The 24,313-nt window shown below is 50.5% G+C and carries 29 protein-coding genes; 15 read left to right on the forward strand and 14 right to left on the reverse strand.

What is annotated here, in order from left to right; translation table 11 throughout:
- Window position 1: 1 nt before the first annotated feature.
- Window positions 2-1,249, reverse strand: coding sequence for a Pycsar system effector family protein (locus MKO97_RS12170; protein WP_241103485.1), 1,248 nt, complete (start codon window positions 1,247-1,249; stop codon window positions 2-4).
- Between the two features lie 885 nt (window positions 1,250-2,134).
- On the opposite strand from MKO97_RS12170, the gene MKO97_RS12175 reads away from it, so the two are divergent.
- Window positions 2,135-2,608 (forward strand): DUF2147 domain-containing protein, encoded by a 474-nt coding sequence (locus tag MKO97_RS12175; RefSeq protein ID WP_241103486.1) that lies wholly within the window; start codon window positions 2,135-2,137, stop codon window positions 2,606-2,608.
- A 41-nt stretch (window positions 2,609-2,649) separates the two neighbouring features.
- Here MKO97_RS12175 and MKO97_RS12180 read toward each other — a convergent pair whose 3' ends face one another.
- Both MKO97_RS12180 and MKO97_RS12185 read right to left on the reverse strand, forming a co-directional pair.
- A complete protein-coding gene (locus MKO97_RS12180) occupies window positions 2,650-2,925 on the reverse strand; it encodes a hypothetical protein (protein ID WP_241103487.1) in 276 nt (91 codons plus the stop codon).
- Window positions 2,926-2,982: 57 nt separating this feature from the next.
- Complete coding sequence (locus tag MKO97_RS12185) at window positions 2,983-4,203, reverse strand: porin (RefSeq protein ID WP_241105529.1); 1,221 nt, start codon at window positions 4,201-4,203, stop codon at window positions 2,983-2,985.
- A gap of 103 nt (window positions 4,204-4,306) precedes the next feature.
- Between MKO97_RS12185 and prmA the strand changes: the two genes are divergently transcribed.
- Window positions 4,307-5,143, forward strand: a complete 837-nt coding sequence (gene prmA, locus MKO97_RS12190) for a 50S ribosomal protein L11 methyltransferase (protein ID WP_241103488.1) — start codon at window positions 4,307-4,309, stop codon at window positions 5,141-5,143.
- Window positions 5,143-5,418, forward strand: a complete 276-nt coding sequence (locus tag MKO97_RS12195; RefSeq protein ID WP_241103489.1) for an ATP-dependent Clp protease adaptor ClpS — start codon at window positions 5,143-5,145, stop codon at window positions 5,416-5,418. Before prmA ends, MKO97_RS12195 begins: the two co-directional genes overlap by 1 nt.
- 31 nt (window positions 5,419-5,449) lie before the next feature.
- On the opposite strand, the gene MKO97_RS12200 is transcribed toward MKO97_RS12195, so the two are convergent.
- The gene (locus MKO97_RS12200; protein WP_241103490.1) at window positions 5,450-5,902 is read right to left on the reverse strand and encodes a lipocalin family protein; all 453 of its coding nucleotides are present in this window, start codon (window positions 5,900-5,902) and stop codon (window positions 5,450-5,452) included.
- A gap of 193 nt (window positions 5,903-6,095) precedes the next feature.
- On the opposite strand from MKO97_RS12200, the gene MKO97_RS12205 reads away from it, so the two are divergent.
- Both MKO97_RS12205 and MKO97_RS12210 read left to right on the forward strand, forming a co-directional pair.
- Complete coding sequence (locus tag MKO97_RS12205; protein ID WP_241103491.1) at window positions 6,096-7,172, forward strand: family 16 glycosylhydrolase; 1,077 nt, start codon at window positions 6,096-6,098, stop codon at window positions 7,170-7,172.
- 13 nt (window positions 7,173-7,185) lie between these two features.
- Window positions 7,186-7,929 carry a family 16 glycosylhydrolase gene (locus MKO97_RS12210; RefSeq protein ID WP_241103492.1) on the forward strand — a complete coding sequence of 248 codons (744 nt, stop codon included), beginning with the start codon at window positions 7,186-7,188 and terminating at the stop codon, window positions 7,927-7,929.
- 36 nt (window positions 7,930-7,965) lie between these two features.
- Here the strand turns inward: MKO97_RS12210 and MKO97_RS12215 are convergent, their stop codons facing one another.
- On the reverse strand, window positions 7,966-8,379 hold the full coding sequence (locus MKO97_RS12215; RefSeq protein ID WP_241103493.1) for a DUF6691 family protein: 414 nt from the start codon (window positions 8,377-8,379) through the stop codon (window positions 7,966-7,968).
- A 1-nt stretch (window position 8,380) separates the two neighbouring features.
- Window positions 8,381-8,938 (reverse strand): YeeE/YedE family protein, encoded by a 558-nt coding sequence (locus tag MKO97_RS12220; protein ID WP_241103494.1) that lies wholly within the window; start codon window positions 8,936-8,938, stop codon window positions 8,381-8,383.
- A gap of 81 nt (window positions 8,939-9,019) precedes the next feature.
- On the opposite strand from MKO97_RS12220, the gene MKO97_RS12225 reads away from it, so the two are divergent.
- On the forward strand, window positions 9,020-9,496 hold the full coding sequence (locus MKO97_RS12225) for a DUF4199 domain-containing protein (protein WP_241103495.1): 477 nt from the start codon (window positions 9,020-9,022) through the stop codon (window positions 9,494-9,496).
- A 3-nt stretch (window positions 9,497-9,499) separates the two neighbouring features.
- Window positions 9,500-9,946: a 2-dehydro-3-deoxyphosphooctonate aldolase gene (locus MKO97_RS12230; RefSeq protein ID WP_241103496.1), complete on the forward strand. Its 447-nt coding sequence runs from the start codon at window positions 9,500-9,502 to the stop codon at window positions 9,944-9,946.
- 352 nt (window positions 9,947-10,298) lie between these two features.
- On the opposite strand, the gene MKO97_RS12235 is transcribed toward MKO97_RS12230, so the two are convergent.
- The 3 genes from MKO97_RS12235 to MKO97_RS12245 are packed head-to-tail and all read right to left on the reverse strand — an operon-like array spanning window position 10,299 to window position 12,297.
- The gene (locus tag MKO97_RS12235; protein ID WP_241103497.1) at window positions 10,299-11,027 is read right to left on the reverse strand and encodes a ThiF family adenylyltransferase; all 729 of its coding nucleotides are present in this window, start codon (window positions 11,025-11,027) and stop codon (window positions 10,299-10,301) included.
- Window positions 11,028-11,060: 33 nt separating this feature from the next.
- Entirely contained in the window at window positions 11,061-11,720 is a 660-nt protein-coding gene (locus tag MKO97_RS12240) for a TatD family hydrolase (RefSeq protein WP_241103498.1), read from the reverse strand.
- Window positions 11,713-12,297 (reverse strand): DUF1684 domain-containing protein, encoded by a 585-nt coding sequence (locus tag MKO97_RS12245; RefSeq protein WP_241103499.1) that lies wholly within the window; start codon window positions 12,295-12,297, stop codon window positions 11,713-11,715. The genes MKO97_RS12240 and MKO97_RS12245 overlap by 8 nt, the downstream gene beginning before the upstream one ends.
- A 28-nt stretch (window positions 12,298-12,325) precedes the next feature.
- On the opposite strand from MKO97_RS12245, the gene MKO97_RS12250 reads away from it, so the two are divergent.
- The gene (locus MKO97_RS12250) at window positions 12,326-13,582 is read left to right on the forward strand and encodes an MFS transporter (protein WP_241103500.1); all 1,257 of its coding nucleotides are present in this window, start codon (window positions 12,326-12,328) and stop codon (window positions 13,580-13,582) included.
- Here the strand turns inward: MKO97_RS12250 and MKO97_RS12255 are convergent, their stop codons facing one another.
- Both MKO97_RS12255 and dnaK read right to left on the reverse strand, forming a co-directional pair.
- Window positions 13,583-14,179, reverse strand: a complete 597-nt coding sequence (locus MKO97_RS12255; protein WP_241103501.1) for a hypothetical protein — start codon at window positions 14,177-14,179, stop codon at window positions 13,583-13,585.
- Between the two features lie 132 nt (window positions 14,180-14,311).
- On the reverse strand, window positions 14,312-16,201 hold the full coding sequence (gene dnaK / locus MKO97_RS12260; RefSeq protein ID WP_241103502.1) for a molecular chaperone DnaK: 1,890 nt from the start codon (window positions 16,199-16,201) through the stop codon (window positions 14,312-14,314).
- Window positions 16,202-16,701: 500 nt separating this feature from the next.
- Here dnaK and MKO97_RS12265 point away from each other — a divergent pair, with 500 nt between their 5' ends.
- From MKO97_RS12265 to MKO97_RS12295, 7 genes are all read left to right on the forward strand, one after another.
- A complete protein-coding gene (locus MKO97_RS12265; RefSeq protein ID WP_241103503.1) occupies window positions 16,702-17,109 on the forward strand; it encodes a T9SS type A sorting domain-containing protein in 408 nt (135 codons plus the stop codon).
- Window positions 17,106-19,298: a glycoside hydrolase family 55 protein gene (locus tag MKO97_RS12270; protein WP_241103504.1), complete on the forward strand. Its 2,193-nt coding sequence runs from the start codon at window positions 17,106-17,108 to the stop codon at window positions 19,296-19,298. The genes MKO97_RS12265 and MKO97_RS12270 overlap by 4 nt, the downstream gene beginning before the upstream one ends.
- A gap of 37 nt (window positions 19,299-19,335) precedes the next feature.
- Window positions 19,336-19,791 carry a hypothetical protein gene (locus MKO97_RS12275; RefSeq protein WP_241103505.1) on the forward strand — a complete coding sequence of 152 codons (456 nt, stop codon included), beginning with the start codon at window positions 19,336-19,338 and terminating at the stop codon, window positions 19,789-19,791.
- An 87-nt stretch (window positions 19,792-19,878) separates the two neighbouring features.
- The gene (locus MKO97_RS12280) at window positions 19,879-20,385 is read left to right on the forward strand and encodes a hypothetical protein (protein WP_241103506.1); all 507 of its coding nucleotides are present in this window, start codon (window positions 19,879-19,881) and stop codon (window positions 20,383-20,385) included.
- A 90-nt stretch (window positions 20,386-20,475) separates the two neighbouring features.
- Window positions 20,476-21,006: a hypothetical protein gene (locus MKO97_RS12285; protein ID WP_241103507.1), complete on the forward strand. Its 531-nt coding sequence runs from the start codon at window positions 20,476-20,478 to the stop codon at window positions 21,004-21,006.
- Window positions 21,007-21,126: 120 nt separating this feature from the next.
- Complete coding sequence (locus tag MKO97_RS12290) at window positions 21,127-21,744, forward strand: RDD family protein (protein ID WP_241103508.1); 618 nt, start codon at window positions 21,127-21,129, stop codon at window positions 21,742-21,744.
- A 36-nt stretch (window positions 21,745-21,780) separates the two neighbouring features.
- Window positions 21,781-21,960 (forward strand): hypothetical protein, encoded by a 180-nt coding sequence (locus MKO97_RS12295; protein WP_241103509.1) that lies wholly within the window; start codon window positions 21,781-21,783, stop codon window positions 21,958-21,960.
- Window positions 21,961-22,348: 388 nt separating this feature from the next.
- Here MKO97_RS12295 and MKO97_RS12300 read toward each other — a convergent pair whose 3' ends face one another.
- The 3 genes from MKO97_RS12300 to MKO97_RS15160 all read right to left on the reverse strand — a co-directional run bounded on the left by MKO97_RS12300 (window position 22,349) and on the right by MKO97_RS15160 (window position 24,290).
- Entirely contained in the window at window positions 22,349-22,741 is a 393-nt protein-coding gene (locus MKO97_RS12300) for a hypothetical protein (RefSeq protein WP_241103510.1), read from the reverse strand.
- 275 nt (window positions 22,742-23,016) lie between these two features.
- Entirely contained in the window at window positions 23,017-24,030 is a 1,014-nt protein-coding gene (locus tag MKO97_RS15155; RefSeq protein WP_264557989.1) for a PorP/SprF family type IX secretion system membrane protein, read from the reverse strand.
- A gap of 2 nt (window positions 24,031-24,032) precedes the next feature.
- Entirely contained in the window at window positions 24,033-24,290 is a 258-nt protein-coding gene (locus MKO97_RS15160) for a gliding motility-associated C-terminal domain-containing protein (protein ID WP_371820455.1), read from the reverse strand.
- Window positions 24,291-24,313: the final 23 nt, after the last annotated feature.

The following is a 24,313-nucleotide window of genomic DNA, read 5'->3' on the forward strand; positions in this document are numbered from 1 at the left end:
ATCAGGCAGTGAGTTCGATCAGTTTGAGAACACCCTGTAGGACCATTGCGAGCGAAAGTCCGATGAAAAAGACGTAAAGAGAGCCGCGCAGCAGGCGGTATTTGCGTTCGAGTCCTTGCGCCTGGTAATAGTAATCCCGGATCATGGAACCGTAGAGGTAGTCTTTGTCATTGAGCATCTGCAGGAAGCCCCATTCGAAATCGCGGTAGGTCATGTTGTGGAAGTTGCCGAAATAGAGCAGGTTGCCCTGTTTGTTGCGCACCTCATCCTCGGTGAAATTCCCCTGTGTTTTCACCGGCGTAATAGCGAGAACGGCAAAGATGATGGAAACGATGTTGACGCCGCCCAGCAGGAAAAACGGCACGTAGCGGACGAGATTGTCCTCTTGGATATTCCCCATACTGCCTCCTAAGATCAGTGATAGGATGATGGAGTTGACCGTAATCATGATATTGGCCTTTCCGTCGACCATCTGGTTCAGGGTATAGTGATTTCGGGAAATATTGCGGAAAAGGGTTTGGATGCCCCTGTCGTCGCGTCCCTGGGCTTTGCTGATTTCCTTTTTGAGTTGTTTGATTTCCTCTTCGGAAATGGCGAGTTCGCGTTCGATGGCGCGCGATTTCTTCTCCTCGATATCTTTTCGTTCCTTGCGCAGCGCTTTCGCGAGTTTGGCGAGTCCGGGTTCGATTTCCGCTTTTCCGAATTCGGTATGGATGGCGGAGTGTTCCAAAAGCGGCAGCAGGATGTCGTACCAGCTTTCCTTCGACAGGCTGAAGTCGCGGAGGATGATCTGCTCGTAGAGGTTTTTCATCCGTTCGCGCCCACCGTCGCCGGTGAAGTCCATGATAAAGGCATCCGACAGTACCTTCGCCTCCGGTTGTTCGGCGTTGCCCGCCGGCAGGGATTCGGTGGCGATTTTCCGGGCTTTTTCAAGCACCGCTTCGTCGAGTCCGAATTTCTCCTGCAGTCGCGATACCGTAGCGTCAACGAACTGGTATTCTTTTTGGAAGTCGAGGTTGAACTGGTTGGCCTGGCCCTGCTCGATGTTGACGATGTAATTGGCGAGGTACAGTGCCTCTTCGTCAAGGTCGTGCAGTCGGTCATGCCGGAGGATGGTCTGGATGTTCTTTTCCACGCGGAAGAGCCGGTTGATATTGGTATACCGGTTGATGTCTGCGTGTTTGTCTAAGATTTCAAACGCATACTCACGTACCTGGCTAATCGCGGCATTCTGGGTATCGGTTCTCACGGTCAGGAATTTAGGTTGCTTTGGGATGCGCGACGTGCCGTTCCCGCAGTGATACAAATATCGTATTAAATGGCGAGAGTTGGAGAAGGAGTTTTGTGGGGGGGTGGGTTTTGGGTTTTGGGTTTTGAGTTTTGAGTTTTGAGTTGAGATGTACCTTTTAATCGGGACGGGGCGGGAGTTTTGGGTTTTGGGTTTGGGTTTTGGGTTTTGGGTTGAAATGTACCGTGTAATCGGGACAAGCGGTGTTTTATTTGACGTTTTTAGAATAGCGTTTATTTTCACCAACGACGATGAACCATGAACCATGAACCATCAACCATGAACCATCAACCTATAATCTTTGAGTTAAGTGTACCTTTTAATCCGGACGGGGCGGGAGTTTTGGGTTTTGGGCTGAAATGTACCGTGTAATCGGGACAAGCGGCGTTTTATTTGACGTCTTTAGAATAGCGTTTATTTTCGCCAACGACGATGAACCATGAACCATGAACTATCAACCTATAACTTTTGAGTTAAGTGTACCTTTTAATCCGGACGGGGCCGGAGTTTTGGGGTTTGGGGTTAGAGGGGTTCACGTGAGAAAACAGTTGCAAAGGGTTGAGTTTTGGGTGTTGGGTTTTGGGTTTTGAATGTAAACTACCTTTTAGTCGGGACGGGGCAGGTGTTGTTTGACGTTTTGGGGCTTGTTTTCACTCTCAACTGTCAACTGTCAACTGTCAACTATCAACTATCAACTATCAACCCTGAACCCTCAACCCCTTTAAAGCGTTCGTTTTTCTTGAATTTCGACTTTTAACTAACTTTGAGGCAGCCGCCCAATCCTAAAGGCTGGTAGTGCAATGGGGCCAAACAGGTCGCGGCGGGAACCGAATGAAAAAGAAACATATGAACCGAATTGTATCGATCTGGTCGGGGCAGGTTACCCTGGTGCGCACGATGCTCGCCCTTGCCCTCTTGGTATTCACACAAACCGGCGTTGCCCAAACACAAAAAACAGCGATCGTGGGTACGTGGCTCAACGAGGAGAAAGTCGCGAAAATCGAGATTTACCAGCATGGTGAAAAGTTTTTTGGAAAAATCGTGTGGCTAAAGGAGCCCAACGAGAACGGGCGCCCCAAAACCGACCAAAATAACCCGGACAAAGCCAAACATAAAACGCCCATCCTGGGTCTACAGATTCTAAAAGATTTTGAATTTACGGGAAAATCAACCTGGGAAAACGGTACGATCTACGATCCGAAAAATGGCAAAACGTATTCGTGTTATCTAATATTGCAACCCGATAAGACACTAAAAGTAAGAGGCTACGTCGGTGTATCAATGCTGGGACGGACCACCATCTGGACGAGGGCCAACTGACCTTCACCCGTCACGGTGCTACACGTGCTCCCTGCGCCTTCTCATGACAAGAAGGCCACAACGCCCAGTACTCCCACCAAGCCGTTTAGAATGAATCCGATTGCCATTCTGAGGGTTTCCGGCTCTTTGACTCCGGCAAAGCCAAACCCCAGACCGACCCACGCCATTAGGGGAGCAATCACGAGAAACAAGTCGGCCATCCCCTCGCAGACAGCGGGAGAAGGAAGCAGCGCGATTACGGCAAATTGCAGTGCGATCAGCATCACAATGGCCATGGCACAGTAAAAAGAGCGATTGGAGTATTTTCCTGTTTTCATCCGACAGATAACGGAACGTTACAGCTAAACGACAGACCTCAATTAAAATTATCTTCGTCAGATTCCCATTTCAATCTGAAAACGGACGTACCAGTTTCCTTTTGTCGAACCGTCGAAATACTCGAGGTGGTCGTAATTGACCTCACCCTGTAGCTTGAAGGCGTGCTCCCAGAGGTATTTAGTCACGCCCAGGCTGAACTCGCGGGTATTGGGCGCCAGTGTTTCAATCGATTGGGATACCCGCTGACTTGAAAAACGCCCGATGATTTCGTAATGCGACGGAAACAGATAGCTGGCCTGTGCATCGTAACCCGAACCCGTAAACACGTATCGCACTTGCGTGGCATCCAGCGGGTCGACTGTAATTGGGCTTTTTGGGGTGGATCGGGAAAAATAGGCGCCCATGACGGCCCATCCGTTGTATTTGAGCATGGCATCGAGCAAGAGTGTCTTCATCGTTCGGGGCGCAAAGAGGTCGTCGCCTAATTGTCCACCCGTACGCAGCGCCTGGTTGTTTTGCTGGAACGCGCCGGATACAAGCAGTTTTGGTTTCGCTTCCCGCATCAGGTCGCCCTCGAAAAAGGTGCCGTCCTTGGTGAAGGAACCCAGCGGATATAGCTCCAGTTTTCCCGTCAGGGCCACTCCATCGTCGGCCTGCCCGGTGGCGTTACGTCCTTCCCCTGTGCTGACCGCCGTGCGTACCACATAACTGAAACGCTCTTTGTTCTCGTGTAGGTAGTGTGCCTGGAAGCCGAAGTCGCGGTCGATGTTGAATTTGGCGTTGTTGATCGTACGATCGGTCAGTTGCAGCGCCCCGGAAGAATTGACGCGTTGGCGGTTGCCCGGAAGCTTCGTTTGTCCGAAACTGAAAATCCAGCGTTTGTTAGGACGGTAAAACACGACGGCATCACGTATGATATTGAGGTTCTCCCCTTCTTTCACTTCGCCGACATCGCCGGGCGCAAACGACAACTGAAGGGCGTAGAGAAACTTCGGGTTCCCGACAAAACCGTCAAACCGCAGGCGAAGGCGTCGGATTTGCCCGTCATACGAAGGCTTCTCTCCTTCCTCATCCATGTAGGTAACCCTGTTTTGGATGCGGAAACGCAGGTTCAACTGAAACAGGCTGTCGGGCGAGGTAATGCCAATGCCTTTCCCGAAATTATAATACGGAATCGACGCAAGGTGAAGGTCGTTGGTATTCTTATGTTCATGCGTCACCTGGGCCCTACCCAAACCGGACGCGAGAAGCGCGCATAGCAGCCATCCGTATCGCATCATCAGGAAATTGTTGTCGTTGTGTTATGTGTACGCAAAAATAGCGTTTCCCAAGCGCCCAAAAAAGTCAGATACGATTACCTTTGCGGAAATGTAAACGAGCATGGCCATTACCTACCTGGGATACCACTTTACTGTTGAACCGAAAGAGCCGGGCGCTGAGATATTACTGGCAGAACTGGGCGAAACGGCCTTTGAGAGTTTCGTGGAAACGGAAGACGGTATTACTGCCTATGTACAAAAGGCTTTGTGGGAGGCTGACATCCTGACGGGTATCTACATCCTGGAATCGCCTGAATTCCGGATTTCCTATACCATAGAGGAGATCGAGCAGGTCAACTGGAATTCGGAATGGGAGAAGAATTTCGAGCCCATTGATGTTGACGGACGCTGCCACGTTCGGGCGCCTTTCCATCCGGCGAGTGGTGCGGAGTATGAAATCGTCATCGAACCCAAGATGAGCTTTGGTACGGGTCACCACGAAACGACTCATATGATGATCCAACACCTGCTGGAAACAGATGTGACAGGCATGAAGACGCTGGATATGGGCTGCGGCACGGCCATCCTGGCGATACTGGCAGCAATGAAAGGGGCGCATCCGATTGACGCCATCGACATCGATGAATGGTGCTACCTGAACTCGATCGAAAACGCCGAACGGAATAACTGCCAACACATTACGGTGTATGAAGGGGATGCTTCGCTTCTGCCGGGCAAACGTTACGACCTGATCATCGCGAACATCAACCGCAATATCCTTTTGCAGGATATGAACACTTACGTCGATTGCCTGGAACCGGGCGGCACCTTATTGTTGAGCGGATTTTATGAAGAAGACATTCCCTTTATCGACGCGTCGTGTGTCGAAAACGGGCTTATCTTTGCAACGAAACACAGCCGCCATAATTGGGTGGCATTGAAATACCTTAAACCGTAATGGCCGTAATCGAAAAAGTAAAAGAGGAGGTATTGCAGGAAGAATCGCTTGGCAACCTCAATGAAATCGTCCTTTTTAATGACGATGTCAATACTTTTGACCACGTCATCGATACCCTCATCCGCGTTTGCAAACATACCGCGGAGCAGGCGGAACAGTGTGCCATCATCGTACATTACAAAGGAAAATGCACGGTGAAGACCGGCACCTTCGAGGAACTGAAGCCGCAATGCACCCAATTGCTGGAAGCCGGACTCAGTGCCGAAATCATATAAAAAAGCCCCGCGATTGCAGGGCTTTCTTTTTCTATTCTACTTTCTGGAAGTAGAGGGTGACCGTTGCCGCGACTCCGGCGATGGTCTGTGTGGTCTGAACCTGTAGTTCACTGCCGTTCAGTTTCCGGATGGTGTATTCGCCATCGTACTCCGAACTGTTGGTGATGATGAGCGACGAACCGTCTTTCGCCCAGTTGCCATCAGTAGCGCTGTCTTCCGTGCATACATTGCTGGCATTTTTGTAGTAAACCGCGTTTTTCACGGTTCCATCCGCCAGAAACTGCAGGTAGTCTTTGTCGCAGCCCGGCTCATTGTCCTGATAGGTTTCACTTGACGATTGTCCACCGACTTTATAAACGGTTTTGGTCGGCGTCCATTTCGCTTCGAGGTTGCCACTAATCGAGTTGCCATCGTCATCGCTGCTGCAGGATGCGAAGAAAGCGGTAGCAAGTAACAAAACGGACATTTTCAATACTTTTTTCATTTGTGTGGTAGTTTGATTTAACTAGTAACAAGTAACGCCAAAAAAGCCGTTAGCATTGTTAATAAAATCGTAAACCTTGTAAAATAAGGCGTTAACCGTTGATATGTAGTGTTTTTGTAAGACCTATTTTTTTTTCGTTCGCCCCGCAAATCACTATTTTGCAGGCAGAATAATCAACCACAAAAAACCTACTATGAAACGTTTTATCCTGTTTTGTATTCCTTTTTTAAGTCTTTTGCAGGCGTGCGGCAGCGGCGGCGATGACGATGGTGGCGGAGGTGGCGGCACGGCCCCGAGCAACCTTCAGGTTACGGTGACGATTCAAGGGAAGGACGACACCCACCCGAACGGTGACGGTTCGGGCATCGTCAATTTTACCGCCACAGCTGATAACGCCAACAATTACCTTTTTACCTTTCCGGATGGCACGTCGCAGACCGCCGCGAACGGACAGGTGCAAAAAACGTTTACCACGCCGGGCGTCAACACCTACAGCGTGACGGTTGCGGCTCTGGGCGTCAATTCCTCTACTTCCAAAACCGTTTCGGTCACGGTCCTCAACCAGTTTGACAACGATTTTTCAACCCTGATCTGGTCGGATGAATTCGATACGCCGGGGGCTCCCAACACAGCCAACTGGAATTATAATATCGGTAACAACAACGGCTGGGGCAACAACGAACTGCAATACTACACCAACAGCCAGAACAATGCGGTGGTGGCCGATGGCATGCTGCATATCAACCTTATCAAGGAACCTACGAGTGGATTTGCCTACTCGTCGGCCCGCCTTGTATCTGAAAACAAATTCGACTTTACATACGGAAAGATTGAGTTCCGCGCCAAACTCCCAACCGGCGGTGGTACCTGGCCGGCCCTATGGATGCTGGGCGCCAACTACACTTCGGCGGCCTGGCCTGCCTGTGGTGAGATTGACGTGATGGAACACATTGGGAACAACCAAGGTACTATTTATGGTACCCTACACTACCCCGGACATTCGGGTGCCAACGGCGACGGAGGTACAACGTCACTGCCAACGGCTTCCTCGGCGTTCCACGTGTATGCAGTGGAATGGTCGCCGACGTCTATTAAATGGTTTATTGATGGAACCATGTTCCGTTCCGCGACCAACAGTCAGGATAAGCCTTTCAACCACGACTTCTTTATCATTATGAACGTGGCGATGGGTGGTAACTTTGGCGGCACACCTGACGCGGCTTTCGTGCAGTCGTCAATGGACATCGATTACGTACGGGTTTACCAATAACAAATTACATCCTATGAAGTATTTAGCAATTACCCTTCTCGCCGTTACAAGCGTATTCGCGCAGAAAGCCAACCGCAAGTTAGTGTGGGAAGAGAACTTTGACGGTTCCAACCTAAGTGAAAAAACCTGGAATTTCGAACTGGGCGATAACGGTTGGGGCAACCACGAGCGTCAGGATTATACGAAGGTCAACCATCGGGTGTCGAAAGGTTTCCTGACCATCACCGCTAAAAAGGACGGCACGCACTATACCTCGACCCGCATCACTACGAAAGGGAAACAGGAATTCCAATATGGGTATATGGAAGCCCGGCTGAAACTGCCCAAAGGACATGGCGTGTGGCCAGCTTTCTGGATGTTGGGAAGCGATATCAATACATCACAATGGCCGAATTGCGGTGAGATCGACATTATGGAGTATGTCGGACGCGAGCCACACATGATCTACACCACCCTGCATACCACCGATACACACGGCGCCACCGCCAGCAGCAAAAAGACCGAATTCCCGAACATTGAAGAAGGGTTCCACGTGTATGCCGTCGACTGGAATGCAGACCGGATGGTGTTTTTTGTGGATGGACAAGCGGTTTATACCTACCAGCCATCACCTAAGACAAAAGGGAACTGGCCGTATGACCAGAAGTTCTTTTTCATCCTGAACCTGGCCATCGGTGGGGATTTCGGAGGTCCGGAGGTGGATGATTCGATCTTCCCACAGGAATATGTGATCGATTACGTCAGGGTGTATCAATAACGACAGTTGCACAGACGTAACATCCGCGAAAGCGCCTCAATGCGGCAGGCGATCCTTTAGTACTCCATAGAGGAATGTTCCGATCAGGGCACCCAAGAGGATTACGACAACGGGATAGAAACCCGCGCCAATCAGTATAAAGATGGGTCCGGGACATGCGCCTACTAGCCCCCATCCGAGTCCGAACAGTAAACCACCGATCCAATAGCGGGCCGATCCTTTCTCTTTATCGGGAATGACGATCGGCTCGCCTTTTATATCGCGTACGTGCTTCCGCTTGATGATTTGGATGCCGATCACGCCCGTAGCGATTGCCACACCGATGATACCATACATATGGAAGGATTCGAAACGGAACATTTCAAAGATCCGGTACCACGATACCGCTTCCGTTTTGGTGAGGACGATGCCGAACAGTACACCGGTCAACAGGTATTTCAGTGCTTTCATATCAGAAAAGTAACGGGAGGATAAAATGGACCATAATCAAACCGCCTACAAAGAAGCCGATTACGGCCTTAAGCGACGGTAGCTGCAGGTTGCTTAACCCTTGTATGGCATGGCCGGATGTGCAGCCGCCGGCGTAGCGCGAACCAAAACCGATCAACACACCACCGACCAGCAAAATGGCCAACATTTTCGGTGACGTCCAGACATCCGGGCCGAAGAGTACATCGGGCGCAAGCTTGCCGTTGGGCGCGTCGATACCCATTTTCTGCAATTGCGCTACGGTGTCGGGGTTCAGCGTCACATTCGAGGGATCGGAGAAGTAATGAACCGCTATGAAGCCTCCTATCATCGCACCCACCACCACTACGAGGTTCCAGAAGTGATTTTTGTGGTCGTATCGGAAGAAAGAAGCGAACTTTCCGGCACCGCCGATGGCGCAAAGCGTACGAAGGTTCGACGACATGCCGAAGGTCTTCCCGAACCAAATCAGGAGTAACATCACGACACCGATCAGGAAACCTGACACGTACCACGGCCAGGTGTGCGAGAGCATTTCCATACACATTGTTTTGGGCAAAAATAGCGATACCAAACCAAACCGACGGGCGGAATCCGTAACTTTGGACGTCAATACTGCAAAATGAAAAAATTTGCCGTCGAGTTTAAGTGGGCTGTACGCTACATCTTCGCCTATCTGGCGTGGATCATGGGAGAAAAAGTGTTGGGTGTATATGATACCCATATCGATTGGCTCCTGCTTTCGTCACTGGGGTTCTACCTTTTCGGGTTTGTGTTATACGTCCTGGCGCTGCGGGAAAAACGAGACACCGTCTTCCAAAAGCAAATGGACTGGAAACAGGGCTGTGTTTCGGGTTTTTACCTGACGATTTTTATTTCCCTGCTGATGGTTTTAGCGCAGGTCGTGGTGCACAAGGCCATTGCACCTGAGTTCTTCCCGAACATGATCCGCTATAACCTGGAACACGGCAATAAAAAAGCAGGGGAAATCTTCAACCTGCAAAGCTATCTCTACCAGGCGGTTTTCTTCACTTTGTCGATTGGGGTACTCTATGCGGCCGCTGTGGCCTATTTTTTGTGTACCCGTCCAAAAAACTAACCTATGCGCTTCTACCCTCTTTTTCTGCTCGCCGCTTTGGCAGCCGTTTCCTGCACCAGCACCCGGTCGACCATCCGCAACATCGATGAAACGGCACCGGCACCCGTACTGAAAGACAACCACTTCGTGTTGACGGAATACAGCCACGACCCGAAATACGGTTACGATCCGGATTATCCGATCAACATCTTCTACAAAAGCACGAAAAACGACTCCATCAACCAGCCGCGCTTCCTCAATGCCTTAGCGGGCCCGAAAGGCGAAACCATCACCTGGACGAAACTCGAAAGCTGCTGCCCCTACCCTTCCAAATACAGCGAAATGGGTGTCGGCACTCTCGATGTGTACGAATTAACCTGGCCCGGACAAGACAAACCCGTGAAACTTTACCTCAACATTTATGGAAAGGGTAAAGTGCAGATTCCGATGGGGTTGACGTATAAACCTTAGAAATTAGCGAATTAGCGAATGTGATAATTAGCGAATGGAGGAGCGGGAAATGAGTTCATTTGCCGGGAAAGAATTTGCCCATTAGAGACAAGAGGCGATAGCCGACTGGTGAAGCAATTAGCGAATGTGGGAATTAGCGAATGGAGGAGCGAGAAGTGAATTCCATTGCCTCGAAAGAATTTGCCCATTAGAGACAAGAGACGATAGCCAACTGGTGAAGAAATTAGCGAATGTGGGAATTAGCGAATGGGAGAATTAGCGAATGCATTGTGCCACGGACCTAGAGACCGTGATAAAATGAACCGAATAGGCTCAGGAGCTCAGGGACCCAGGAGCTCAGGTACTCTCCTCCTCACTTCAACTCCTTATTCTTCAACAAATACCGAATAACCGTCTCTGCTGCATACAATCCAAAGAGACCGGGCATGTAGCTGTTGGTTCCGTAAAAGGATTTCTTGAAGTTGAGTCCGTCGGTCATGCGCAGGCTGCCTTCGTCCTGTATTTCGGTTGAGAATACTACTTTCACGCCTTTCTGCACATACATCTTCCGGAGTCGCTTACGTACGGCTGTCGCGAGGTGGCAATTGTGCGACTTGCTGATATCGGTCACCTTGACCTTCGACGCGTCCATCTTGCCGCCGGCGCCCATGCTGCTGATGACTTTCATCTTCTTGTCGCGGGCCGATTTGATCAGGTTGAGCTTGGGGGTGATGCTGTCAATGCAGTCCACCACATAATCGTACTCGGTAGTGACTAGTTCATAGGCGCGTTCGGGTGACAGGAACTCTTTTACCCGCGTCAGTTTCAACTCAGGGTTGATGTCCATCAGGCGATCGCCCACTAACGTCACTTTCGGTTGGCCAACGGTGGAATGCAGGGCGGGAAGTTGCCGGTTGATATTCGTGATATCCACCACATCCCCATCGACGATCGTCATGCTGCCGACGCCCGCGCGTGCGAGGAATTCCGCTGCAAATGAGCCTACGCCGCCCAATCCGACGACCAATACGTTTGATTGCCGAAGCCGTTCGAGTCCTTCTGTACGGAAAAGCAATTCCGCACGCTCCGTCCACTGTGCCATACCTTAGATTTTGTCGGGCAAAAATACGCCGATTTACGAATTGGCAAGAAGGTGTGGTCCGAAAACCGCCGCAAAATTCTGGTTGATTTGCGCTTCCAGTGCGGTAACATCAGTTTGAAGTATCGCAGCAGCGCGATGGTACACCGCTTCGATGCCGTCGGTGATGGTGTCGGTTTCGAGGAAGAGGCGGTCGCGCGGTACTTCCTTCAACACCTCCGCCAGGCCCGGATTCTGGAGCAGGTATTTGCCGAACGACAGGTAGAAGCCATTATCCAGAAGGGATTTCGCTACCTGTTGGTTTTTGGAAAATCCGTGTATGATCATCGGCACGGTGATACGCAGTCGTTTCCGGGTTTCGATCATTTCCTGGTACGCTCCCACGCAATGCAAGATGACGGGTTTGCCATATGCCTGCGCCAATTCCAGTTGCTGCTCGAACGCGGGTTGCTGGTCGGCAAGCGGCCGTTCGATGCGTTTGTCGAGTCCGCACTCCCCTACCGCTACGCATCCTGTCAGCTTCAAACGCGTTTCGATGATGGCCAAGGCATCGTGCAAAGGCATTGTATCAAGGTACCACGGATGGAGGCCGGTGGAAAAACAGCGCAGTCCATCGACCGTTTCGTCCGGATAGCGGTTGACGATTTCCACTACGCCAGGCTGACCGGAGTCATGATGCGTATGAAGGTTAATCATGGAATTTCTTTACCCCCGCCTTAACGACTACGTCGAGGTGGTTGTCTTTCGGCACTTTCGGACACGAATACCGTCCGCTGTAGGCGCAATAGGGATTGTAGGCTTTGTTGAAATCGATGACAACGGTCTCGCCCGGCGCTTCGAGGTCGATGTAACGCCCACCGCCGTAGGTTTCCTCGCCATTGGTAAGATCGGTGAACGGCAGGAAGTAATAGTCCTCACCCGGTGCCGTCGGTTTATACAGGTTCAGCACGCAGGCCTTGCCTTCGAGTGTGAAATGGAGCTCGCCGTACTTCACATACATCGGTGTACGCGACGTCGACGTCTTCATCGGGAACGGCTTTTCATTCGGCGTCCGGACGAACTTCGCTACCACGAAAAAAGCAGGATTGGGAGCGAAAAAATCCAATGATTTGAAGTGCTTGCGGTCGGCAGGTTCCAACGGACTTTCCTTTTCCGAGGCGAATTCTTCATTTAATTTATGTTGGAAAGCACGTACGTCTTTCTCCGAATACTTTTGTGCCGTGAGGCCCGTGGCGAGGAACAAGGTGCACAGCAACGTCAGGTAGCGTTTCATGGAAATGGTTTTGGTAAAAATAACGAAGATGGACGGACGTTTGCAGACAGAAACCGTAAATTTGTTACATCCCATGTTGCGCCACGCCTCCCACCGTTATGTTGATAACTTCCGCGGCTTTTCCCGCGAGATCTGGATTTTGGCCGGCATCACCTTCGTCAACCGGGCGGGTGCGATGGTCATCCCCTTCCTTTCCAAATACCTCCACGAAGACCTGCATTTCTCTTTGTCGGATGTCGGCACCGTGATGATGGCCTTCGGCGCGGGTTCGCTGTTGGGCTCGTTTATCGGGGGACGCCTCGCCGACCGCATTGGCTTCTATAAAGTAATGGTATTCAGTTTGTTTACGAACGGCCTTTTGTTGTTTGCGTTGGAACGGATCCATTCGTTTACCGGACTTTGCCTCGGCATTTTCCTTACGATGACCGTAGCTGATATGTTCCGCCCTGCCATGTTCGTTTCCGTCGCTTCGTATGCCACTCCGGAAACCCGGACGCGGGCTTTCTCCCTCGTGCGGCTTGCGGTGAACCTGGGCTTTGCGGCCGGGCCCGCGCTTGGCGGGCTCCTCATCCTGGGGATTGGTTATTCGGGATTGTTCTGGGTGGATGGGGCCACCTGTATCCTTGCGATTACGGTCTTTGCCCTGCTGGTGAAAGAGCGAAATGCCGATCCGAAGTCGCAGGTGGTCATACCCGAACACGTAGGCCGCACGCCCTGGAACGACCGGGTGTATTGGCTGTTCCTGTTCGTAAGTTTCCTGGGGGCGCTGGTGTTCTTCCAAATCCTCTCGACCTTTCCGATCTATACACGCGACGGGTTTGGTTTTACGGAATTCGAAACCGGATTGCTGATGACGCTCAATGGTCTCCTTGTATTTCTCTGCGAAATGCCCATCGTCGGGTTCTTCGAGCGCAAACACGTTGACCGCCTGAAGGTAATGCTATGGGGAATGCTGGTGCTGGCGTTCGGCTATGTGGCCCTATGGGTTGGCGGACCCTACGGCGTACTTATAGTATATACGGTTGCGATGAGTTATGGCGAGATGTTCCTGTTCCCGTTCAGCAATTCGTTTGCGAACCACCGTGCGCCTGCGCATGTGAAAGGTGCATATATGGCCTTGTTCACGATGACGTTCAGCTTTGCCCACATCGTAGGGGCAAAACTCGGGCTGGAAACGGTAGACCGGTTCGGTTATACCGCGAACTGGGCCCTTATGAGCGCGCTGGCGCTATTGGGCGCGGGCTGCTGCCTGTTGCTGCAGCGTCGTATCCAGCAAGGGGACTGATTACTTCTTCTTCGCTACGACGTATTTCCCCTGTTTTGGATCATATGACAGGCGGTCACTGCGCCCTTTATTGGTCAGCGTGACGTCACCGTCGGGCAGGAGTTTGCATTCGGAACCTTCCGACCGGACTTTCTGCACGGTTTTGGTAGCATCGGTGCCTCCCAGGGATACGATTTCCGAAATATTGACCGTGCTTTGCGTGTTTTCCAATACGGCCGTCTTCGATACCGGATCAAAAATGCGTGTCTGTACACTCAGGCCGGTCTCGGTACGTTTGTCGGTTTTGATGAGCGTGTTTTCTTTCCAACTGACCGCGATGAGCTTCACCCCTTTTGCCGTGAATTCGGTGAGGGTAACTTCCGTCGGCTCGGCTGCCTTTGGCTCGAACTGGCCGAGCGACAGGGTGTCTTTGGTCGGGCCTGACAACACATAAAAACGCGTGCCGGTTTTGGTTGGGAACCATTCGGCCGTAGAAGAAGCCGCCGTGGCGAGTGTCTTCTTGGCGGGTTTCGGGGCCACAGCTTTCTTTTTCTTTTGGGCAGAGACTGTCAGGGAGCAAACAGACAGCAGTAGTACGGCAAGATATTTTACAGACATCGGTTGTTTTTTCCACAAGGTAAAAAATAATTCCCGTTGGTTTTTCCCGCTGACGGACCGGATGGGAAATTTAACGAACGAGCATAAAAAAAGCGGACCTTACGATCCGCTCTTCCTATAACTAAGTGGGCATTATTTCACTTCTTCGTAGTCGACGTCCTGAACAGAGCCGCCTTCGTCTTGTGGCTGTGCCTCCTGTGGCTGTGGCTCACCCTGTGCACCGCCTTGCTGGTACATGGCTTCGGTAGCCGTTTTCCAGGCTGCGTTGATCTTGTCAAGGGCCGGCTGGATCGCATCCAGGTCTTGTGACGCATGGGCTGCTTTCAGTTCGGTCAGGGCCGCTTCGATGCCTGATTTGTGGTCGGCTGACAATTTATCACCGAGTTCCTTCAGTTGGCTTTCGGTCTGGAAGATCATGCTGTCGGCCTCGTTCAGTTTCTCAGCGCGCTCACGGGCCTTGCGGTCGGCATCGGCGTTTGCCTCAGCGTCTTTCTTCATACGCTCGATTTCCTCTTGCGTAAGTCCGGATGAAGCCTCGATGCGGATATCCTGTGATTTACCGGTTGATTTGTCGGTTGCCGATACTTTGATGATACCGTTTGCGTCTATGTCGAAAGTTACTTCGATCTGTGGTACGCCGCGTGGGGCCGGTGGGATGCCATCGAGATGGAAACGACCGATGGTCTTGTTATCACCAGCCATGGTACGCTCACCCTGCAACACGTGGATTTCCACGCTGGGCTGTGAGTCGGCCGCGGTTGAGAACACCTGTGATTTCTTGGTCGGGATGGTGGTGTTGGCATCGATGAGTTTCGTCATCACGCCACCCATTGTCTCGATACCGAGTGACAGTGGTGTTACGTCGAGAAGCAGTACGTCTTTTACGTCGCCGGAAAGTACCCCCCCCTGGATCGCAGCGCCGATGGCTACTACTTCATCCGGGTTTACGCCTTTCGATGGCTTCTTACCGAAGAACTTCTCTACTTCTTCCTGGATTTTCGGGATACGGGTCGAACCTCCTACGAGGATGACCTCATCGATATCCGATTTTGACAAACCGGCATCTTTCAGGGCTTTCGCCACCGGATCCATCGAACGTTTTACGAGGCTGTCGGCCAGTTGTTCGAATTTCGCACGGCTCAGTTTCTTCACCAAGTGCTTCGGTCCGGAAGCGGTAGCCGTGATATACGGCAGGTTGATTTCGGTTTCAGCGGAAGATGACAGTTCGATCTTCGCTTTCTCGGCGGCTTCTTTCAGACGTTGCAGCGACATAGGATCGATACGGAGGTCAAGTTGCTCTTCGGCTTTGAATTCGTCTGCCAGCCAGTCGATGATGACCTGGTCGAAGTCGTCGCCCCCGAGGTGGGTGTCCCCGTTGGTTGACAATACTTCGAATACACCATCACCCAGTTCGAGGATGGAGATATCGAAGGTACCTCCTCCAAGGTCGTATACGGCAATCTTCTGGTCTTGTCCTTTTTTGTCGAGTCCGTAGGCCAACGCAGCCGCTGTCGGCTCGTTGATGATCCGCATGACTTTGAGTCCGGCGATCTCACCTGCTTCTTTCGTTGCCTGGCGCTGTGCGTCGTTGAAGTAGGCCGGTACGGTAATAACGGCTTCCGAAACGGTTTGTCCGAGGTAGTCCTCAGCCGTTTTCTTCATTTTCTGCAGCGTCATGGCCGACAATTCCTGTGGTGTATACAGGCGCTTGTCGATGTCGACGCGTGGTGTATTGTTATCGCCTTTTACGACGTTGTAGGCCACGTGTTTGGTTTCGTTTGCGGTTTCGTCGAAGGTGCGGCCCATGAACCGTTTGATCGACGAAATGGTTTTGGTCGGGTTGGTGACTGCCTGGCGTTTGGCCGGGTCCCCTACCTTTATTTCGCCGCCTTCCACGAAAGCGATGACAGACGGCGTTGTGCGTTTTCCTTCCGAGTTAGGGATTACCACGGCTTCGTTGCCTTCCATTACGGCCACGCAGGAGTTGGTAGTACCTAAGTCGATTCCGATTATCTTACCCATAGTTAGTTGTTTTTTCAATTTTGAACTTGCGCGGCAGTTGGCAAGGACTGTGCCACGGGCGTGACGGCGTTGATTTGGCAGGAAATGGGGAGGAGGGGCTGACAAGATGGCATTTGAAGGAGTTAGGAGCGAGGAGAGAGAGGTGAGAGGAGAGAGGAAGTGTATAACGTGGGTTCTGAACCCTGAATTGGATAATGTGGAAACGAAGGGCGCTTAAGGGTGTGGGTTAGTAATTTGTCACCATTGATACTTTATCCATACAGTATCCATACAGTATCCATACAGTATCTATACAGTATCCCGGCAGTTTGTCGCGTCCACCATCCACGATCAACTATGAACCATGAACCCTCAACCCTCAACTATCAACTATCAACTATCAACCCTCCTAACGCATTGTGGTTATTCGTATATTTGAGCGTTGCACGAACCTGATGTCCCGATTTACCTACCCGAGCCGAACCCGGGCGTTCGATTAGGGTAGACTAATTTTCATACTTATGCGTATCTTCAGAATTACCATCGTCCCGCTTTTTGTCATTCCCTTGTTGGCTGTCAATGAAACCGTCGCCCAGGAGGTTACGCAAACCCCTGAAATCAATGCAAGCAGTTATGTAAAAAGCGACCTGTCTTTCGATACAGGAGACCTGTTTATGGAACTGACAAGCAATGCAACGGCAGATGCACAGGTCGCTGCCCACACCAGGGTTTTCCCGAATCCTGTAACGGATGTACTACAGGTCGTATCCGATAAACCGATTGAATCGATTGCCGTATACAGCCTTGACGGAAAGGTAGTCTATACCGCTCCATCACCCCAAAACACTATTGACCTGAAATACCTGACAACCGGTTTGTATCTGGTGGTCATCAACCAAGAGGAAAACTTCAAAATCGTTAAACTATGAGAATCGCCATTTTTTGCCTGCTATTTGTCAACCTCATGTTTGGACAGGGTGTGCCGCAGGGGTTCAGCCACCGGGGTGTCATCAATGACAGCCAAAACAGACCTGTCGCCAATAAAGATGTGGTGATCAGGACCACGATATTAGATGATGACAAAGAGGAGCTATATATAGAAACACATCGCGTAAAGACAAATGCGACGGGGCACTACACTATCGTGATCGGACAAGGTGAACGACTACTTCCGAGTGATCCGAACTTCAAACTGAGCGACCTCAAATGGGGTGATGCCACCAAGACCAAATCGTACCGCATTGAGGTCGACACGACCGGTAGTGGCAACAAGTTTACGATTAATGGCACCAGCCAGTTTTTTGCCGTCCCCTACGCGTTTTTCAGCCTGAACAACCTGGGCTCGCTTACGGCTAAAAGCAGTGAAAGCAATTCGTGTACGGCTACCGTTGACAATATTGCCGCTTTAAAAGCGAGGGTGCCCTCCGCCCGTTTTGAACGGGTTTGTGTGAAATATTATTCCTCTGAACTGGATAACGGTGGCGGCGAATTCATGTGGATTCCGGAGTATAACCCCAACGGCAACCCGGATGTGGATAATTTATGGGTAAACATCCATCCGGGTGGTATCCGAAATAATGATGACGGATGTATTATCCAACGAACAGGCGATACCTCTACTGGGAGATGGGTGCGACTGATTGATGGGTATATCAATGTCACCTATTATGGTGTGACGGGACAAAAGCAGCCGGATGACGGTGAGCGCATCCAACGGGCAATCGACTATGCGGCTTACAATGCAAAATACAACCCGGGTATTACGGAGGGTACGATCGTCTATTTCCCTTCTGGCGTTTACAAAATTCACAACGAATTGGTATGGAAGAATGGCGTGTCGCTCAGAGGTGAATCGCGTTTTAATACGGTGTTGGAGGCCGGCTATCCGACTGACCCCAACGCGCCTTCCTACTCCACTAACGGTGGGTCATTGCTGAAACTGGATACCGGACGGGTGGTAGGTTCCCATATATCCGACCTGTCGTTCCAGGGGATTGCCAATGAAACCGACAGTTCCAAACAGAAGAATTGTTTCAGCCTGGAAGCGTCTACCGGCGAGTTTGGCGATGGTGGTCTTTGGAATTCCACCATCAAAAATGTAGAAATAAAAGGTTTCAATGGAACGGGTATTATCCTGAAAGGACGAGGTGACTATACCGCCCCGATACAATTCAACGTCTTTGAAAACATCAGCGTTACGCGGCAAACACCACTCTCCTACTCGTTATACACCAATGGCCAATTGGGCCAGAACACCTTCATCAATTGTGGTTTCTTTGCGAAGTTCAATTACAGCATGACGAATCCGAGCGAGTTTATCTTGGGTACGAATGTGTTGCTATCCAATGCCACTAATAATTTCAATACGGTGGGCATCATGAGTTTTATCAATTGTACGATTGAAAACTCAGAAGATGGTGTGAACATTCAACATGCGGAGAGCGTGACGTTTGACACCTGCTGGTTTGAGAGTTTAAACGTGGCTATACAAGTCCATAACGGAACGGGCGGATTCAAAAGCAAAGCCATCCACATCACCAATTGCCGCTTCGCCAATGCGGCGGGATTTGGTTCTTTGAAGCCCAATGCGTTCAACCAGTTTGGATTCGGCAAGTGTATAGTAGTAAATAATTCAGAAGTGAACGTCGAGAATTGTTATGCTACGGTGAGCCGGATTTTCAGGGAAGACGACCCCACGTATACCATTATCGACACGGCGCTGAACCTTGACAAGAAACTGTTTATCTATCGGAGCAACAGTTCACAGGGTGTTTTTACCAGGGCCAATTCCTTCCAGCATCCCGTTTTAAGTAATACGTATGGACTGACGCCTTCGGTTTCCGTCAGCAATTCCACGCTGAATTTGGAACAGAATGTGTATTGCAATGTTACTGCTTCCGCGGCGGTGACGGTGGCTACTATCAACACCGAGATGCTACCGGGAGAACGGATAACGCTCACGAACGCCAGTACGTTCAATATCACGTTCACGAAAACCGGCAATCTCGATTTCAGTGCCACTTCTTCGGTGGTATTAGGCCCGAACAAAACCGCCGAGTTTGTCAAAAGGCAGTTGCCGAATAATTCGATTAAGCTGCAGTTGGTGACGGTTTATTGAGGAGCGAGAGGATTATGAAACCCTGTTTCGCAGCCGTATGAAGCAAGTCTTGTTTATGGTGCTTTTCGTTGCATCGATACGCGTTTTTTCACAGGAAGTTGAAGATACGTCGATACAGGATTTGTATGTGACACGTTTCGAGGGGCTTACCCCCATCGATTTTACGACCCAATTCGCAACCTGGAAAGAGGATCGATTTTGCAGTTTATTTGAGTGCGCATTGATTTTTGACGCTTTACATCCTAAACTGCAACAGAAAGTCGCGCATCGAATGGCGGAAATCGCACGCATCATCGTGGCGACCAACAGGCCGCTTTTCCTTCTTATCGGCATGAATTCTGTGGTGACAGCGCAAGTAAAGAATGAAAACACGGAGGATGAAAAGCGTGCTGTGTATATTTCCATCGCGGGTTGTACACCCTCTTTAGGGGAACAGCGGGTGGCCACTATCGTCAATAAAATATCAGCGGATTTTATGGCCCTCAGTGACTAAGACTCGCCCGTTGCGCTAGCTACCCCTATTTGTTTGTTCGCTATAAAATGCTATTTTTCTATCCCGTAACCCTTACAACCGACCACCATGATCAAAAACCTCCTTTTCGTCGCTTTCCTCGCTTTGTTGCCTGCCACCACGTCACGCTGTTTCGCACAGGAATTACTGGATGGCATACCCGGCACCAAAGAAGAATTTATTGCCAGTGAGAAAAAAGTGTTCGCTACCATTGACTGGTTAGAAACCACGCCATTTGGCACCGAGGAAGATAAACGAACGAGGCAAAACGCCTTACTTATCGCCTGGCTGACGAATTCGCCGACCGTAACCATAGAAATCAATGCGGACATCCTGACCTTCACCAAAAAGCACTCCGAACTGTTAATGACGTTTATGGGCGGCTGGACACGGTATTGCCTGCAAAACAATTATTCGAAAGATGCCATCCAGGGATCATTAGCCGGGATTAGAAGCGTCATCAAGGTGTATAAAAACCAGTCGCTTAAGAAAGACAAGGAAGTCGAGAAACTGATTGAACTCGAGAGCAAGGGGGAATTGGAGAATTGGGTACGGGAAAAAATGGCGAAACGCTAACAGCACCCATACGAAATTCACAGCGCAGGAACAACACGGCTGGCATACATTTAGAAGCTATTGCATTGATCCGTTACCTAATTTCGAGGCATGACAAAAGAAACGAAGACGGGCGCCCGTTCCGGCATGCGCCACGTGAAAGCAGAACTGATTGTGACTGTATTGTTGTGGATTTACGCCATCAGTTCGGTTGTTTACATACATTACATTAGTCTGCCGTTTGCCCTCGGTATCGCGGGATTGGCGATAGCGGCTGTACTCACATTTCGGTTTCAACAGTTTGCCTTCCCCTTTCTGGCGTTGCTTTTGCTCTTCGCCCTTCCCAATCTTGTCAAGTTCAGCCAGACGGGGTTTTATATCGGGATTGGCCCTGTGGGCGTTCCTGTCATCCCTACTTTACTGTTGGCCTACCTCAGCTACAAGAGAAGGGACCGGATACGAGGGTGGTTTTCCGACACGGATGAAACGGAAAAAGAAGCGTCGCGACAACGAAAGCTAGCACTTTTTCGAAACGAGTTCAATCAGTACTCCCCGGAGGAAATAAAGAGAAAACTCGATCACGACGTATTGGTTCCGGAGGCACGGGAAGTGCTGCTGGAACTGCTACATACGAAGAAGTAGTTCGAAATATCATCCCCATTAAAACCCATATGAAATACATCACCCTGTTCCTCATTATCTCCTTCTGCCAATTGCCGGCTGAAGCCAGCAACCCGTGACAACGTGACAACACCTAATACCATGAAACAAACACCTCTTCGAATCGCAGGCCTGGACGATGACCTTTACGCCGGATTTGGTCCGCGCATCGCTTCGCTGTTACTGGATATCGTTTTCTTCCTTCCCATCGGGATCCTGACCACGTGGCTGAACGGATTAAGTAAAGACGCGTTTTACTATACGATGGTCCCGAACCTGCTTTTTGGTTTGTGGTATTATATATACCTGCCGAAAAAATATGGCGGAACACCCGGCAAACTGCTGGTAGGCATCAAGATACTAAAAACAGATGGCCGCCCGATCGGATGGGATGAGGCCGTGCTGCGGCATGTGGTCTTGCTGGTGTTACAGATTTTCAATATGGTTATTACGATCATGGCCCTGGATCTTGCAGATGAGGACATCTACCTAACACTCTCCTGGTTTGAAAAAAGTGCCTACCTGACGGCGCTGATGCCTGGCTATTTCCGGGCTTATACCCTGGTAAGCAGCGTGTGGGTGTGGAGTGAACTGATCGTATTGCTTACCAACCCACGAAAACGCGCCTTCCATGATTATATGGCCGGTACGGTTATCATCAAAAAGCGTTATGAAGCGGCTATTGTTCGCGAGATGTATCCGGAAGAGGAAGCAAACTAAAGGCGTTTAACTCCTCATTGCTAAAACGAAACGAAAATGATTAGCCATAGAATCAAACCCTTCGTCGATCTGGGCGGTTTCATCTGGTGGGTAGCCGTCCGATTCTGCCGGACCCGTTTGAAGGAGGAACAATCGGAAAAACACCTTGAACGAAACGTCGTGCTCTTTTTGGTTGTTGCGTATCTGTTAGGATACGTGACGGTACAGGTGACGTAGGTTTTGGGTGTTGGGTGTTGGGTGTTGGATGAAGGTTCAGGCTCCTAGTTTATCTCTTTCCTCTCTCCCCTCTCTCCTAACCCCTTCTAATAATTCCCCACCGTCGCCAGAAGCTCCGTCCGAAACGGTTTACAAATCCGCGCCATCCGGTGTATAAAGGGAGACGGGTTTGGAAGGAACGGTGAGGGCGCAAGCATCCGCATTTATCGTAGGACTGGAAAATGCGAAATTGAATACGTGATTCGACGATGTACCCCCGTCGGCGCGATTATTTATTGCGATCCACTTACATTTGGCGGCACCCGTAATATGCTCAGGGCGGCGTATCCCTCCTTTTCATACATGAGCCGTTTGTGAAACGTTTTTCCGTCTTATGGTAGACCTCACGTTAGTTAACGATCGCGGTCACGATTCGCCCATTTCGACTCCAGACCTGCAACCCCATTTCGTCGATATCATACACAAACTGACTTTCGTCATCGTCCAGATGAATTTTATTAGAAGACGATGAGTGAACACTGAAAGCGGATAGAAATTCGTCTATTCCCATTCCTATCATATTTCTCCCCTTGTAAATGCATTCGTCCCTACAACAAATTGATACAATCAAACCGTTTTCGACATACAGTTCAAGTCCTTCCTCTTGTAGCTCGTATGTTTCCCATTCGGTTATCGTATCCTTTTCCGAAAACGTAAAAGAAAAACTCTTTAGGTAGTCGTTGATTGGTGTTCCTAATTTGAATTCTCCCACCTGCTCAAAGGGCACAAAATACTTTACCATTATCGTTTACTTTCGCTCGAATGTTCTCCCCCGCTGGCGCGAGCGGCTCGCCCGTGCGGTCCTTTTACTTACTAAGAATTGTCTTTTGCCAAGCCTCTGGTTTGCGTTACTAATGAGCTTTACTATCATACTATCTATCGACTTATGGCGGGTACGGATTACACACCAGCGCAGCGCCTGCCGAAGGAAATCCGCGTCAGCGCGGTATGGGTAGTTGCTTTCCTCTCTCCCCTCTCTTCTCTCTTCTCTCTTCTCTCTTCTTTCCTCTCTCCTCCCTACCAATCCCGATCCGTGCCCCGTTGCGGACAACCCAAACAATTCACATATAAATCGAACTGGTAGCCGATTGACAATTCGTATACGCCGCCCGTGCGTCCGATGCCGGTGGTGTTGAAGTCGTGGGAGAGCCCGAATTTGAAGTGCTCGTATTGGAGTCCGGCAAAGGCGTTTACCGATGTCAGGAAGGAGGCGTTGGTGGTTTTGGTAAACGGACTCGTTGCAAAGCTTACACCGAAAAAAAAGTCCTTGAAGAGGAGTTCGGCACCGAGATCCACCCGACTGAACTCGCCCTGTTTCATGATGTTGGCATTCAGGAGGAGGTCGGTTTCGTAGGGCAATATCGTCGCGTCGAGGTAGTCGGCTACTTTGAGGCGGTGTCCCATCGAGGCGGCAAAGAACATCTCAAGGGGCAGGTTGCCGCGTTGGGTAAGCGAAATATCGGGGCGGTTCAGGTGTTTTAGGGAGAGTCCGAACCAGGTCGTTTCGTTGTTGAGCAACATCGCGGCCGACAAATCGGCAAACCAGATCTTTTCCCGCGCGTCGAGTGCCGAGGGGTCGCTTGTGACCGGATTGATGGTGCCCGTACCGATGTTGAGTTGGTCCTGCAGGATGAGATCGTTGAAACCATACGATTTAAACCCGGCCCCTATCTCAACAGCCGGACGGAAATACCAGTCGTTCGACAACTGTACCCGATACGCATAGGCCGCGTTCAACTGCGTAAAGACATAGCCCGTGAAATTCTCACGGTGGTTCAGCACCGAAAGACCGACGCCGGACTGCATGCGGTCGATCCATTCCGAGCCATATACGAAATCCGTATCGACCCGCAAATTCAGGTCGGGCCATTGCGAACGGTGGATGAGTCCCAGGCTGCCCGTTTCAAGATAGCCCGTAAAGGCAGGGTTCAGGGTTTCGGGCACGAGGAAATACTGCGTAAAAATCGGATCCTGGGCCCGCAACTTGGGCAACAAGACAACACACATCGCGATTAGAAAAGCCTTCCTCATGGTTATTTCAGCAAGACCAACGGTCCTTTTTCGGTTATGACGCCCCCGTAGAAGGTGGTGGCGGTGATTTTGTAGTAATAGTTGCCGTTCTCGGTCTCGAGGTCTTTCACTTCGCCGTTCCATCCTACGATGGTCGCGCCTTTTTCCTGGTAGATCTTCTCGCCCCAGGTGGTAAAGATTTCGAGTTGGATGGAGTCGAGTCCTTTGTAGACCGGCACAAAACGTGTCATTGAGTCCATCCCCATTCGGTGTAAAGGCATTCGGAATCATGAGTTCGTATCCT

This window comes from Flavobacterium sp. HJ-32-4 (assembly GCF_022532105.1).
In the GTDB taxonomy this organism is placed as follows: domain Bacteria; phylum Bacteroidota; class Bacteroidia; order Flavobacteriales; family Flavobacteriaceae; genus Flavobacterium.